The following is a 14,508-nucleotide window of genomic DNA, read 5'->3' on the forward strand; positions in this document are numbered from 1 at the left end:
AAGTTAGTCCTCCGGACCCGATCGGGAGCTGTTCAGACGGGCGATGAAGTCGTCGAATATGTCGATGTCTTGGGGGCCGGGCTCCTGGCCGCTGAAGGCCAGCAGATAGGCCGGAACGTGCGAGACCCTGGCATCGAGCGTTTCGTCCGGGTCGAGTGTGTAGTGGCCGATCTGCATGTAGTAGAGCACGCGGGCGCGGATGAAGGCATTTTCGTCGTCGTAACCGTAGCGCAGGTACATCGACTTGATGGCGTCGATGCGCCGCCTGTCCGCTTCATGCACCACGGCACGCACAGCCGGTTCGCGTCGCGCCCACAACCGCACGGCGATGTCGAGTTTCGGGTCGAACAGGCGCTCGTCCACCCAGCACTCGAAGACATTCAAGATGGCCCTGTTGATGGTGGGCGCGGGACGCATCGCGTGTTCGATGATCGGGGCGGTGTTGTTTTGCAACCAATTCTGCAGAAGTTGGTCATGAAGATCCTGCAGGCTCTTGAAAAACCAGTAGAAACTCGAGCGCGAGACGTCGAGTTTCTTGGCCATCACCTGGATCTTGACCTCGTCGATCCCGTCATCGATCAGCGTCTTGATAGCCAGGTTCAGCCAGTCGTTCTTGCTGGTTCGCGACGAGCTGTCGCCAGTGGCATCGACGTCTTGCGACACAGTCTGTTCCGGTTCCTTGCTTTGCGATGATGGCACTGGCGCTCCCCTTTGGTTTTCATCGTTATACGAGCAACTGTTGGCTCTTCGCATCGACTATTTTGTGCAAGGTCGCGGCTCGTTCGGAGTGACTGCGCCCTGCATTCCATGCCGCTGCAGCAACCTTTCTTCCCAGACATGGCGCGAAAGTACACATATGTCTAGACAGCGATCGAATTGGCTGCAATGTTGCCTCGCTGACGTGGCGAAGCCTTAGCGGGTGAGGGGGAAGTGACCCTTGCCGAGGTGATGATGCCGTCGGTGGGGGAAGCCTGATGGACCGCGATTTTCGCTCGTCGCCTGAGTATGTGGCGACACAGACATTTTACGGCGCGCTGTTGGCGCCGGGTGGGCACGTCTTCGGCGCCCGTTCCTTGTGCGGCCACGAGGATGCAAGGCATCTCTATTTCATCGGCCAGAGTTTCGCGAAATCCCTGGAAGAGGGCGTGACCAGCAGGCTTTGCCGGACGGTTCGCAATGGCGGCGGCCTCGAATGCCTCAATGAGCGCGAGACACGGCAGATCAGGCTCTCTCCCGACGGCCAGATCCTGGCGGTGGCATGCGCCGGCGACGATCCTGCAGCTGACCGGATTGAGCTGTGGTCGGCCGATGCGCACATAAAGGCGCAGGCAGTGCCGGGGCGCATCGAGCAGATCGACTGGTCGCCGGATGGCGCGTCCTTGCTTGTGGTGGTTGCCGGCGCGGCTGCAGACCTTGCCGGCATCCACGGTGGCTATAGCCAGAAGGTGATGTCCAACGGTCCGGCATGGCTGCCAGAGGTACATTCCGAGCAGGGTGACGAACTCTGGCGTACCGTCTGGACATGGGACTGCAAGGGCGAACCGCAGCGCCTCACCAAGCCACCTCTGAATGTGTGGGAAGCCAGCTGGTGCGGCAACGGCACGATTGCCGCCATAGCAAGCGATCGTCACAGCGAAGGCAGTTGGTACGAGGCCGGCCTTTCGCTTGTCGATGTGGGGTCGGGAGCTGTGACGGCGCTCCACACGCCTGTCGACCAGCTAGGTTGCGCCAGGGGCGCTGCAGACGGCGGCAGCATTGCTTTCATCGAGGCATTCTGCAGCGACCGGGGCCTGGTCTCCGGGCGGCTGACCATCTTCGATCTGAAAACCGGCAAGGTCGAAACCGCCGATACTCTGGGCATCGACGTGACGTCGATCGAATGGCGCTCGCCGACGGTCATTCATTTCGCGGGTGCGCGCGGTCACCAAACGGCGACCGGCGACTACGACCTCGAACGTTCCGTCGCCGCCGAAAGCTGGTCGTCCAGCGATGTCACCAATGGAGAATGGGTCCCCAGTTCTTATCCGATCGGAGCGAGTGGCAGCCTGTTCGTCGCCGAATCCTATTCGCGCGCGCCTTTCCTGGCCGAAATTGTCTCCGGCACCATTCGCGAGGTTGCATCGTTGGCGGCACCCCGGGCGCAAGAGGCGATGTCGGACTGTGGGCAGGTCGAACCGGTCAGCTGGAGCGCGCCGGACGGGCTGGAAATCCTGGGGTGGGTCGTACGGCCCCACGGCGCGACAGGTCCGACGCCGCTATTGGTCGACATCCATGGCGGCCCGATCTCGGCGCACCGCAATCGCTGGATGGCAAGGATGCGCGCAGCTCCGCTGCTGGCCAGCCGGGGATGGACGATCTTCCTGCCCAACCCCAGGGGAAGCACGGGCAGGGGCGATGCCTTCGCCCGCGCGGTCAAGGGCGACATGGGTGGTGCCGACGCGCTCGACATCATCAGCGGCATCGACGCGCTGGTCGCCAAGGGATGGGCTGACGACAGGCGGATCGCCGTCACCGGCACCAGCTATGGCGGCTTCATGTCCGCGTGGCTGCCGTCGCAAAGCGATCGCTTCGCTGCCGCCATACCGATTTCGCCCGTCGGCGACTGGTATAGCCAGCATCGGACGTCGCAGATCCCCGAATTCGACGAGATCATGCTCGAGGCGTCGCCCTGGGCGGCCGACGGTGCCTATTTTTCGCGCAGCCCCGCCTTCTTCAAGCACAAGATCCCGGTTCCGATGCTGGTCATGGCGGGAGCCCTCGACCGCAGCACGCCGGGCGGCCAGGCCGAGGAATGCCATTTCGCGGCGATCCGGTCCGGCGCGCCAAGTTCGCTCGTCGTCTATCCGAATGCCGGCCACAGCATCCGCAGCTACCCGGAATATCTCGACAGTGCCGCCCGCATCCTGTGGTGGCTCGACCAGCATGTGCGACCGGCCAACTAGCCAGGCGCAGCGACAAGGGAGGAAAAATTGGCTTCAACGACAGGTTCCGCCGAAGTGGGGCACGCTGGCAAGCGCATCGCCGTCATCGGCGCCGGCATCATCGGCTGCTCGACAGCGTTTCATCTGCTGAAGGCGGGGGCGCGGCAGGTCACCATCATCGAAGCGCGCGAACCAGCCGCCGCAACCACTGGGGCGGGCGCCGGGTTTGTCTCGCATTGGTCCGCCGGCATGTTCCCGCTTGGCGAAGAGGGGCTGCAGCTTCAGCAATACGGCCTCGACTTCTATCGCGCGATCCATGAGGTCGGCGTCGAGATCGGCTATCGCCCGAACGGTACTCTGATGATGGCGCTGACTGAAGCAGGCCGGGAACGCTTCGTTCGCCCCGTCCTGGATTCACCCCATGCGCCAGCGGAAATGCAGGATCTGACCGCCCGGCAGATCGGCGAGAAGACCAGGGGCCTGATCGACGCAACCCAGGTGCATTCCGGCGCTTTCAATCCGCACGGCATACAGCTCGACACCAGGCTTGCGACCGGGGTGATGGTCGACGAGATCGTCAAGATGGGTGGCGTGTTCCGCAATGGAACGGCAGTCACTGGCATTTACGATGCCGGAAGCCATGTGAAGATCCAAACCGACAAGGGCGAATTCGAGGTCGATGGCGTCGTCGTCGCTGCTGGCGCCTGGAACAACGAAGTGCTTAGCGGCCTCGGCTGGCGTTTGCCGCTGCTCAGAGTGATGGCGACACGCATCGTCACCGACGGCCGTGGACTTCCATCCACGCTGCCGACCGTGCAGTGCCGCGAATTGCGCCTTTGGTTGCGCGAAAGTTTCGGCGCGGTCATGTGGGGCACCGGCCGCCATTACCAGCCATACTACCAGACCGGCGACGACTGGATCGAACCCGGCCAGCCGCGCAATGCCGATCTGATGCAGGCGATGGACGACGTCGAACTGGCACAGCTCCAGAAGATCTTCCCGCCGCTTCGCGGTTCGAAGGTGTCGAGCTGGGCCCAGGGCGTGCCTTGCTACACACCGGACAGTGGCTTGATCGTCGGTCACGTCCCAGGCACCACCAACGTCGTGGCGGTAGGCGGCGACAACGAAACCGGTGTTAGCCACGGTCCTGGCCTCGGTCGGCTTTCCGCCGAGTTGATCCTCGGCCAGAAGCCTTTTGTCGACACGACGCGCTTCCGCCTCGACCGCTTTGCGCGCGATTCCTACGCGACCGAGGCCGAGATTGCGGCTGCCCTGCCTGCTTGGTCCGGGCACCAGCCGGCGGGCCCGGTTTCGTAGCGGCAGCAGACGCAATTTCCTCAATTGCACAAAGCAGCGCGTTTGGTACTGATCGTACTAGACATATGTGAACAGTGCCGCTAGCTTCCAGTTTCTGGCTGGTTGGCAACAACAACAAAACCGCCAATGACGAGGGTCGGGCCTGCGCCCGTAACCTCGCGGCCGGGACGAGGAGGGTGGTTTGGAAGACTTCTGTGTCGACAGGGAAACGACGTTGATTGCATGCCTGCAGGGAGGCGTTGGCGCGCAATGACATCGTCCATCGAAGAGCCGGCCTCGGTCAGGCCGGTGCCATCCGCCGTCCGGCAGGCGCGCCGGGGCAATTCGCTCGGACGGCTGATCACGCGCCGCATTCTCCTTGGCTTCGGGTTGCTGATCGCGGCATCGATGCTCATCTTCGGCGGCGTCGAGGCCTTGCCGGGTGATTTCGCGTCGACCTATCTCGGACAGGACGCCACGCCTCAGGCCATTGCCAACATTCGCGAGGAACTTGGTCTCGATCGTCCGATGGCCGAGCGGTACCTCAGCTGGCTCGGCGGCATCGCCCAGGGCGACTTCGGCACCTCCTGGTCCAATCGCAACTCGGTCGGCGACCAGATATGGAAGCGGCTCGGCAATTCGCTCCTGCTTGCAGGCGTTGCAGCGCTCATCGCCATCCCGTTGGCATTGGCACTTGGCATGGTCGCGGTGCTCTACCGCAACCGCATCCCCGACAGGGTCATCAGCCTCCTGTCGTTGGCCGCGATCTCGTTGCCCGAATTCTTCATCGGCTATCTGCTGATCCAGTTCTTCACGGTCCAGCTCGGTTTCGCGTCCTTCCCGGCCACCGTCTATGACGGCATGGGGCTTGGCGAGCGGCTTGCAACGATAGTGTTGCCCGTGATGACTCTGGTCATCGTCGTGCTGGCGCACATGATGCGCATGACCCGCTCGGCGATCATGAACGTCATGTCATCGCCTTATGTTGAGACCGCCGAACTCAAGGGGCTTTCGGCATTGCGCATCATTGCCGAGCACGCCGCGCCCAACGCGGTCGCGCCGGTCGTGACCGTGATTGCGCTCAATCTTGCCGCGCTCGTCGTCGGCGTCGTCGTCGTCGAGGTGGTGTTCGTCTACCCCGGCATCGGCCAGTACATGGTGGATGCCGTGACGGTGCGCGACATGCCCGTCGTTCAGGGCTGCGGGCTCATCTTCGCTGCCTTGTACATCGTGCTCAACATGGTCGCCGACATCGTCTCGATCCTGGCCAATCCACGACTGAGGCATCCACGATGACATTGCGATCAATGCCAATCAGCGCGCGGATCGGCCTTGCGGGCATATTGCTCGTCTTTGCCTGCGCCATCTTCGCTCCGATCATCGCGCCCTACGACGAAAGCGCCATTGTCGGCGAAGTCTGGGCGCCGATGGGCGGCGACTTCCTTCTCGGCACCGACAACCTTGGCCGCGATCTGCTGTCGCGACTGATCTACGGCGCGCGGGCAACGCTGTTCGTGGCGCTGTCGGCAACGGTGATCTCGTTTTCGATCGGCATGTTCTTGAGCTTCACCGCAGTGGTCTCTGGCGGCGTGGTCGATCAGGTGCTGTCGCGACTGAACGATCTTCTGATGTCGGTCCCCGCACTCATCCTGGCGCTGGTCGTGCTTGCGGTTCTGCCACAGAACATCTGGATCCTGATCGTCGTCATGGCCGTTATCGACTCGACGCGGGTCTATCGCATCGGCCGCGCCGTCGCCCTCGATGTCAGCGTCATGGATTTCGTCGAGGCCGCATGGCTGCGCGGCGAAGGCAAGCTCTGGATCATCTTCCGCGAGATCCTGCCCAACACGCTGGCGCCGCTGCTGGGCGAGTTCGGTCTGCGTTTCGCCTTCTCGATCCTGTTCTTGTCGACACTCTCGTTCCTGGGGCTCGGCATTCAGCCGCCGATCGCTGACTGGGGCGGCATGGTCAAGGACAACAAGGACGGCATCATCTTTGGTGTCTCGGCGTCGCTCACGCCGGGTGCTGCCATCGCCTTCCTCGTCGTCTGCGTGAACCTCGTCGTCGATTGGCTGATCAACACCACGTCCAGCCTGAAGGGCGCGCGCGACAATGCCTGAGATGCTGTCCGTCAAGAATCTGCGTATCGAGGTCACCGCACGCCAGACCGATGGCAGCGCGACCAATCTGGTGCTGGTCGACGATGTTTCGTTCGACGTCGGCAAGGGAAGGGTGCTCGGCCTCATCGGCGAGTCGGGTGCCGGCAAGTCGACGATCGGGCTGTCGGCGCTGGCATACGGCAGGGGCGGGGTGCGTATTGAAAGCGGACAAATCCTGCTCGACGGGCAGGACATCGCCAGGCTTGGGCTGCGCGGCATCCGCGCCGTTCGCGGCGCGCGCGTCGCTTATGTCGCGCAGTCGGCAGCCGCCGCCTTCAATCCGGCCCACAAGCTCGGACGGCAGGTGATCGAAGCGAGCATCCGCCATGGCATCATGACCCGGGCGGAGGCGACGAAACGGGCTGCCTATCTGTTCGGCATCCTCGGCCTGCCTGACCCCGATACCTTCGGCGAGCGTTTTCCGCACCAGGTTTCCGGCGGTCAGCTCCAGCGCGCCATGACAGCCATGGCTCTGTGCGCCAATCCTGAACTCATCGTTTTCGACGAGCCGACCACGGCACTCGACGTCACCACGCAGATCGAGGTTCTCGCCGCAATCAAGCACGCCATTGTCGAGACGCAGACCGCAGCGCTCTACATCACGCATGATCTTGCCGTGGTGGCGCAGATTTCAGACGACATCATGGTGCTGCGCCACGGCAAGACGGTGGAATACGGGTCGACGCGGCAGATCATCGAAGCACCGCGCGAAGACTACACCAAGGCCCTGGTCAGCATCCGCCAGACCACGCGGCAGGAGGCGCGCCCCTCCGACGATGCACAACTGCGCGTCGACGGGATGACGGCCGGCTATTCCGCGATGGATGTCCTGCACGATGTATCCTTGGTCCTGCCCAGGGGCCAGACGCTCGCCGTCGTTGGCGAATCCGGTTCGGGCAAGTCGACGCTGGCCCGCGTCATAACCGGCCTCTTGCCGCCGAAGGCTGGGACGGTCTCGTTTAACGGTGCAGCGTTGCCGCCGGCACGCAAGGACCGCTCACGCGAGCAGTTGCGGCGCATCCAGATGATCTACCAGATGGCCGATACGGCAATGAACCCGCGGCAGAAGATCCGCGACATCGTCGGCCGTCCGCTGACGCTTTATTTCGGCATGCGCGGCACGGCCAAGACAGAGCGGGTCAAGGAACTGCTCGACCAGATCGAGATGGGTCCGCAGTTCCTCGACCGCTTCCCGGCCGAGCTGTCCGGTGGACAGAAACAGCGGGTCGCCATCGCCCGCGCGCTCGCCGCCAAGCCCGAGTTGATCCTGTGCGACGAGCCGACGTCGGCGCTCGATCCGCTGGTGGCGGAGGGCATCCTGAAACTGCTGCTGCGCCTGCAGGCGGAGACCGCGGTTTCTTACCTGTTCATCACCCACGACATCGCCATCGTGCGTGCCATCGCCGACCGTGTCGCGGTCATGCATCGCGGCAAGGTGGTGCGCGAAGGCGTCAAGTCGGCGGTGCTGTCGCCCCCCTTCGACGATTACACCGACCTGCTGCTCAGGTCGGTGCCTGAAATGGAAATTGGTTGGTTGGAACGTGTCCTGGACGGTCGCCGTGCCGTCCCCCAGGTGCCCGGCGCAGCCATAGAACTGGAGAGATCATGACTGAGATGACCATCAGCGAGCGAGCCCGGAAGCTCTACGCCGACGCACTTGTCTGGGACACGCATTCCGGCTTCATGCCCGACCCGGTCGCCGACCTGAACAATCTCCGGATCTGGCGCGACGCCGGCGTCAACTATCTGTCCATCGATGTCGGCTTTGACCTGATGTCGTGGCAGGACACGGTCAGGACGCTGGCCGCCTTCCGTCGTTGGATCAACGCCCACCCCGAGCATTATACGCTGGTGACCAGTGCCGACGAGGCGCTGCAGGCCAAGGCGCAGGGCAAGCTCGGCATCACCTTCGACCTCGAGGGCATGAACGCGCTCGACGGCCGCATCGAGATGGTCGAGTTCTACCACCATCTCGGTGTCCGCCAGATGCTGTTCGCCTACAATCGCAACAATCTCGCCGGCGGCGGCTGCCACGACGACGATAGCGGCCTGACCGCTTTTGGCCGGAAGGTGATCGATGAGATGAACCGTCTCGGCATGTTCGTCGACGTAACCCACTGCGGTCACCGCACCACCATGGATGTGATGGAGTATTCCGACCGGCCGGTCATCTTTTCGCATTCCAATCCCAAGGCTCTGTGCAGCCATGGCCGCAACATCACCGACGACCAGATCAGGGCATGCGCAAAAACGGGCGGCATCGTCGGCATCGTCGGTCTCAGCAAATTCCTGGGCGACGACAAGGCCAGTTCCGACAGCCTGGCCGACCATGTCGAATATCTGCTCGACGTCGCCGGACCGGCGCATGTCGGCATCGGCCTCGACTACGCTTTCCCGGTGGACATGGCGGGCATCCAGGAGATTTTGGCGGCGAATCCTCAGTTCTGGCCGCTGAGCGAGGGATACGGCACGACACCCACCGTCTACGCCGAGCCTGCGCAACTCGCCGAGATGACCGAGATCCTTCTTCGACGCGGCCATTCCGACGGGACGGTGCGCGGGGTCTTGGGCGACAATTTCCTGCGCCTCGCGCGCCAGGTCTGGAAATAGCGGACCAGCTCTCAGGACGTGTCCCGGCGGATGCCAATTTGAACGCCGCGTGCCCGCCGCAGGGCCCGTGCTGAACCTATCCAGTTGAATTCGTCAGATCAAACAATGGGGAGAGTTATGAAGAAACCAGGACTTTTCGGAATGGACCTCGCGGCAAGCCGCCGCGACTTCCTCAAGGGCTCGATCGGTGCGGGCCTGCTGCTGGGCAGCGGGATGGGCACTGCATGGGCCCAGGCCGAGCAGGCCGGCACGCCGGTCAAGGGCGGCCATCTCAAGCTCGGTCTTGATGGCGGATCGTCCACCGATTCCCTCGACCCGGCCGCCTACATCAGTGCCATCGCCTTCTGCCTTGCCCGCAGCTTCGGCGACCACCTGGTCGAAAGCGATCCGGTGACCGGCAGGGCTATACCTTCCATCGCCGAGAGCTGGGAGTCCTCCGACAATTCCAAGACCTGGACCTTCAAGATCCGCAACGACGTCCAGTTCCACAACGGCAAGAAGCTCACTGTCGACGACGTCGTCAAAACGCTGCAGCGCCACAGCGATGAGAAGTCGCGTTCGGGCGCGCTCGGCTTTCTGCGGGCGATCACCTCGATCGAGGGCAGCGGCAATGATCTTGTCGTGAAGCTCTCCGAGAGCAATGTCGACCTGCCGTTGATCTTCACCGCCTATCATCTGGTGATCCAGCCGAACGGCGGTTACGACAACCCGGGCGAGGGCGTCGGGACGGGTCCATACAAGCTGGTCAGTTTCGAACCGGGTGTGCGGGCGCTGTTTGAGAAGAACAAGAACGACTGGCGCGAGCGCGGCTATGTCGACAGCTTCGAGATCATCGCGATGAACGACCCAACCGCCCGCATCGCGGCGGTTTCGGCCGGACGTGTCCATCTCATCAACAGCGTCAGCGCCAAGACCGTTCCGCTTCTCAAGCGGGCGCCGGGCGTGCAGATCCTGAACACGCCGAGCCGCGGCCACTACACTTTTCCGATGCAGGTCGACAAGGCACCGTTCGACAACAACGACCTGCGGCTCGCCCTCAAATATGCCATCGACCGGGAAGCCATGCTGCAGACCGTTCTTGGCGGCTACGGCACGATCGGCAATGATTTCCCGATCAATTCCAGCTACCCGCACTTCCCGGCCGATATCGAGCAGCGCAGTTACGATCCGGACAAGGCTGCCTTCCACTTCAAGAAGTCCGGTCATGACGGGCCGATCGTGCTCAGAACGTCCGAGGGTGTCTACGCCGGCGCCGTCGACGGCGCGTTGCTGTATCAGGAAAGCGCCAAGAAGGCTGGCATTGCCATCGAGGTGAAGCGCGAACCCGCGGATGGCTACTGGACCAATGTCTGGCGCGCAACTCCGTTCTGCATGTCTTACTACGGCAGCCGCCTGTCCCAGGATTTGATGTATTCGACCGAGCACGTCTCGGACTCGCCTGCCAACGAGACCAATTTCAATCGGCCTGACTTCGACACGCTGATCAAGCAGGCTCGCGTCGAGGCCGACGAAGCCAAACGCAACGAGCTCTATCATGCCGCGGCAGTGATGGTGCGCGATGAAGGCGGGTCGATCATCCCGGTCTTCAACGACCACCTCCTTGCCGCCACGAAGCAGCTCAAGGGCTACGTCCACGATGTCGGCAACGATCTGTCGAACGGCTACGTCGCATCGCGCGCCTGGCTGGAGGCGTAGCCGGGCAGGCGCCGATTGACCAAGGTTGCGCAGCACTTGCTGCGCAACCAGTTCGGCCTCAGTTGCACCCTAGCTCTGCAGGTGCTCCGTCAGTGACGGAGCCGACAAGTGCTTGTACGACTGCCTGGATGGCCGGGCCCGTTTTCGTGCGCGTCACTATGTAGAACGACCCGCGGTGCCGCCGCGACGTGCTGGTCAGGCGCACCAGTTGGCCAAGCCGCAGATGTTCCTCGACGAAGCCGGCCCAGGCGAGGGCAGCGCCCCGCCCGGCGATGGTCTCATGCATCATCGCCAGATAGCTGGTGAACCGCGGTCCATCGAGGGTCCGATCGGTGCCGATCCACGACTGCCAGCTGTCGACGGCTCCGGGCTGGGTGATCAGGTGCAGGAGAGGGATGTCGAGGAACGCCTGCGGAAACCCCGACGCAAGCGGATGCCGCGCCAGAAAGGCTGGCGAGCAGACCGGGAACCATTCTCCGTCGAACAGCTTCCTGGCAGCCAGTCCCGGCCAATCCTCAGGGGTTCCAAACCGTATCGACAGTGCCACATCGGCTTGGTCGAAGTCCTTGTAGTCGTTGGATGTCAGCAACATCACCTGGCCATTGGGAACACGTGACGCCACCAGGTCGAAGCGGGGCATCAGCCACATTTGGGCTATGTCGAAGCTGCAGCCGACCACAAATGTGTCCCGGTCCGGAAGCTGCAGTCGCTCTACCGCGTCACGTATGGTGCCCAGCCCGTCGCGGATCGCTTCGGCAAGCGTGCTGCCGGCTTCGGTCAGGAAGACCCGGTTGCCCTTGCGAGCGAAAAGGGTGAGGGACAGCTGGCGCTCGAGGTTGGCGACATGACGGCTGACCGCTGACTGCGCGATGTTGAGCTCTTCCGCTGCCGCCGTGAGCCCGCCATTCCGCGCGGCCGATTCGAACACCACCATGGCATTGAGAAGCGGCACCGAGGTCTTCAATGTCTTCATGGTTGGGCGCCAGTTTGTCTCGCAAAGAATGCCTTTTTGTTATGATAAGATGCCGCTTACATATTTGCAATAAAACAAGATATCTCGCAATTTCCTGACTGAGAGTCATAACAAATTCAGATCGAAGGAGTTGCCAGGTGTCAGCTGCGACAACAAACGGACTTCACCCTGACCGCGCCAAGATCGTCGGTTTGATCGATCGCAGCCGCCCCAACTGGTCACTTGAGCAGCCGTTTTATGTCGACCCTGCCGTCTATGAGTTGGAGCGCGAACTGCTGTTCCCGAGGGAATGGTCGCTGGTGGCCCATGCCAGCGAGGTGCCGGAGAAGGGGCGCTACATCGTGCGGCAGCTTTTTGACGAAGAAATCATCGTGGTTCGTTTTGGCGACGGCGAAGACGACATCGCGGCCTACTACAATGTCTGCACTCATCGCGGCTCGCGCCTGTGCACCAAGGATGGTCGCAGCAGGCTTTTGGTCTGCCCGTACCATGCCTGGTCTTTCAGGCTGACCGGGGAGTTGCAGACCCGGCAGGATCTTCCGGAGGGTGTCGACCCCGAAGCGCTCGGTCTGCATCGCGTCCCGTCGAAATGCATCGGCGGCCTTGTGCTGTGCGGGCTTGACAAGGCCTGCCTGCCCGATGTCCAGCCTGTCGCCGATGCGCTGATCGACGGATTGCGCCAGAACGGCATCGACCGGGCGCGCATCGCGGCCCGCAAGACATATCCGACCAAGGCCAACTGGAAGCTGGTGCTCGAGAATTTCAGCGAATGCTATCACTGCCGGCCGGCGCATCCGGAATACTTCAGGGTCAACGCCCATGTGAAGGTCACCGCCATGCGCGACGAGGACAAGGCAGTACAATGGCAGGAGGAACTTGAAGCCTGGCATAGCGTCATTGGTGACGCCGAATTCAACAAGGGGGCATGGGAATCCGGAGATATCGACACGGCCCCGTATGGCATGTACCGCAAGCCGATCGGTCCCGGCCGCATGACCCTTTCCGACGATGGCCAGCCCGTCTCGTGCCTGATGGGTGGGCGCACATCCTATGATGGTGGCGAGACCGGGTTCCTGCTCGGACGGATGTCGTTCGTAAGTTCGGCGAACGACTACGTCACGTTGTTTCAGATGATACCGCGCGGTCCGACGGAAACCGACGTCATCCTGACCTGGCTCGTCGACGCGGACGCGGATGCCGGCATCGATGTCGATGCCATTACGTGGATGTGGGACGTGACGACCGTGCAAGACAAGACGATCACCGAACACAATGCCGATGGCGTTGCCTCAAGGGCCTACAGGCCCGGCCCCTACACCGCGCTGGAGACCCAGACAGCCTCTTTCGTCGAGGTATATCTCTCCAACATGCGGCACCTCATTACCGGTGAGCGTCCGGCCGTGGCGCCGCGGAGGCAGCGGCCGAGCAGGGGGTATGTGATGCCCGCGACCTCGGAAACGGCCTGAGAGCAACCGCAAATGCGGGGATGCAAGGGGCGGGCGGTTTGCTGCCGCTCCCCGCGCAAGGAGCAATGGCTGTCGACATGCTGCACCGATTGACCTTGAGCCAAGTCCGCCGCGAAACGGCTGATGCGGTTTCTCTCGTCTTCGATATTCCCAAGGCATTGGCCGGGCGTTTTGCCTTTACCCCCGGCCAATACCTCACCTTGGAAGCCGAGATCGATGGCGAGCCGGTAAGGCGCTCCTATTCGATCTGTTCGGGGTTGGACGACGGCGAGATCCGCGTGGCGGTAAAACGGATCGAGGGTGGGCGTTTCTCGACTTTCGCCAATCGCGGCCTGGAAGCTGGCAGCATCCTCGGCGTGGCGCAGCCGAGGGGGCGCTTCATCGTGCCGCCGGCACGCAAGAATGATCGGGTTTTCCTTGCTGTCGTCGTCGGCTCCGGCATCACGCCGGTTCTGTCGATTGCAAGAACAGTGCTTGCCCGCGAACCCCACAGCCAGTTTGTCCTTGTCTGCGGCAACCGGAGAAAGCAGGACATCCTCTTTCGAAGCCAGATAGACAAGCTTGCCGAGGATTTCGCGCCCCGTCTTGTGGTGCGCCATGTTCTTTCGCGCGAGCCGGTTGGGGCAGGGCTTCTGGAGGGGAGAATTGATGGCGTAAAGCTTGCCGCCGTCCTTGGCGAATGCGCCATGCCGATCTCAGCCATCGATCACGCGCTGCTGTGCGGGCCGCCCGACATGGTTTCGCATCTGAGCGCATCCCTGCATGTGGCTGGCCTGTCGCCAGGCAGCATCCACGCCGAATCCTTTCATGCCGTGGTCGCTCCAGTTTCGGCTTCGCCTGGGCGCGCACAGGAGGCAGATGAGCCACCTCGCCAGATCGAAATCCGATTGGACGGGCGCAGCTTCGTCATCGACGCGCGCCCGGCAGAAACGATCGTCGACGCCGCCCGCCGGTCCGGCATCAAGGTGCCATATTCCTGTGGCGGAGGCACATGCGGTTCCTGCGTCGCCAAGTTGGTTGATGGATTTGCCGACACCATCTCGCAAGCCGCTCTTGAACCCTGGGAGCGAGAGGCGGGCTTCGTGCTCACGTGCCAGTCGCGACCGGGACCTGATGGGGTTGTCGTAGACTACGACGCTGCCTTTTGATGTGTGCTGCCATTCACAACAATCGCGTCGCTACCGCGCGACGATGGAGGGACATACAATGATCGCATAAGATAGATTATGGAACTAAAGCATATGACCGGTCAGTAAGTACCGCAAATACGAGCACACCCAATAGACGCCCCAAAGAACCGACGGAACAGCGAGAAAGACGATCCAGAAGACTGTATCGAGGCTCCCGTCTGCCTTGGGTGAGCCAAGTGCGCGCACAAAGCCGAGAGC

11 protein-coding genes are annotated in these 14,508 nt (G+C 62.5%); 9 read left to right on the forward strand and 2 right to left on the reverse strand.

Going from position 1 to position 14,508, the window contains the following annotated elements:
- Window positions 1-3 precede the first annotated feature (3 nt).
- Entirely contained in the window at window positions 4-663 is a 660-nt protein-coding gene (locus ASC75_RS14320) for a TetR/AcrR family transcriptional regulator (protein WP_055976529.1), read from the reverse strand.
- 311 nt (window positions 664-974) lie between these two features.
- Between ASC75_RS14320 and ASC75_RS14325 the strand changes: the two genes are divergently transcribed.
- From ASC75_RS14325 to ASC75_RS14355, 7 genes are all read left to right on the forward strand, one after another.
- The gene (locus ASC75_RS14325) at window positions 975-2,942 is read left to right on the forward strand and encodes a prolyl oligopeptidase family serine peptidase (RefSeq protein ID WP_055976531.1); all 1,968 of its coding nucleotides are present in this window, start codon (window positions 975-977) and stop codon (window positions 2,940-2,942) included.
- 27 nt (window positions 2,943-2,969) lie between these two features.
- Window positions 2,970-4,238 (forward strand): FAD-binding oxidoreductase, encoded by a 1,269-nt coding sequence (locus ASC75_RS14330; protein WP_055976534.1) that lies wholly within the window; start codon window positions 2,970-2,972, stop codon window positions 4,236-4,238.
- A 249-nt stretch (window positions 4,239-4,487) separates the two neighbouring features.
- On the forward strand, window positions 4,488-5,513 hold the full coding sequence (locus tag ASC75_RS14335) for an ABC transporter permease (RefSeq protein WP_244487843.1): 1,026 nt from the start codon (window positions 4,488-4,490) through the stop codon (window positions 5,511-5,513).
- Window positions 5,510-6,337 carry an ABC transporter permease gene (locus ASC75_RS14340; protein ID WP_055976537.1) on the forward strand — a complete coding sequence of 276 codons (828 nt, stop codon included), beginning with the start codon at window positions 5,510-5,512 and terminating at the stop codon, window positions 6,335-6,337. Before ASC75_RS14335 ends, ASC75_RS14340 begins: the two co-directional genes overlap by 4 nt.
- Window positions 6,330-7,985 (forward strand): ABC transporter ATP-binding protein, encoded by a 1,656-nt coding sequence (locus ASC75_RS14345; RefSeq protein WP_055976540.1) that lies wholly within the window; start codon window positions 6,330-6,332, stop codon window positions 7,983-7,985. The genes ASC75_RS14340 and ASC75_RS14345 overlap by 8 nt, the downstream gene beginning before the upstream one ends.
- Window positions 7,982-8,986 (forward strand): dipeptidase, encoded by a 1,005-nt coding sequence (locus ASC75_RS14350; protein WP_082496602.1) that lies wholly within the window; start codon window positions 7,982-7,984, stop codon window positions 8,984-8,986. The genes ASC75_RS14345 and ASC75_RS14350 overlap by 4 nt, the downstream gene beginning before the upstream one ends.
- Window positions 8,987-9,127: 141 nt before the next feature.
- Window positions 9,128-10,681, forward strand: a complete 1,554-nt coding sequence (locus tag ASC75_RS14355; RefSeq protein ID WP_244487844.1) for an ABC transporter substrate-binding protein — start codon at window positions 9,128-9,130, stop codon at window positions 10,679-10,681.
- 58 nt (window positions 10,682-10,739) lie between these two features.
- On the opposite strand, the gene ASC75_RS14360 is transcribed toward ASC75_RS14355, so the two are convergent.
- Window positions 10,740-11,654, reverse strand: a complete 915-nt coding sequence (locus ASC75_RS14360; protein ID WP_055976549.1) for a LysR family transcriptional regulator — start codon at window positions 11,652-11,654, stop codon at window positions 10,740-10,742.
- Between the two features lie 137 nt (window positions 11,655-11,791).
- Between ASC75_RS14360 and ASC75_RS14365 the strand changes: the two genes are divergently transcribed.
- Together ASC75_RS14365 and ASC75_RS14370 are read left to right on the forward strand one after the other, a co-directional pair.
- Window positions 11,792-13,120, forward strand: a complete 1,329-nt coding sequence (locus ASC75_RS14365; protein ID WP_082496603.1) for an aromatic ring-hydroxylating dioxygenase subunit alpha — start codon at window positions 11,792-11,794, stop codon at window positions 13,118-13,120.
- A 65-nt stretch (window positions 13,121-13,185) separates the two neighbouring features.
- On the forward strand, window positions 13,186-14,268 hold the full coding sequence (locus tag ASC75_RS14370) for a 2Fe-2S iron-sulfur cluster-binding protein (protein WP_156381266.1): 1,083 nt from the start codon (window positions 13,186-13,188) through the stop codon (window positions 14,266-14,268).
- Window positions 14,269-14,508 lie beyond the last annotated feature (240 nt).

This window comes from Aminobacter sp. DSM 101952, from assembly GCF_001424795.1.
In the GTDB taxonomy this organism is placed as follows: domain Bacteria; phylum Pseudomonadota; class Alphaproteobacteria; order Rhizobiales; family Rhizobiaceae; genus Aminobacter; species Aminobacter aganoensis.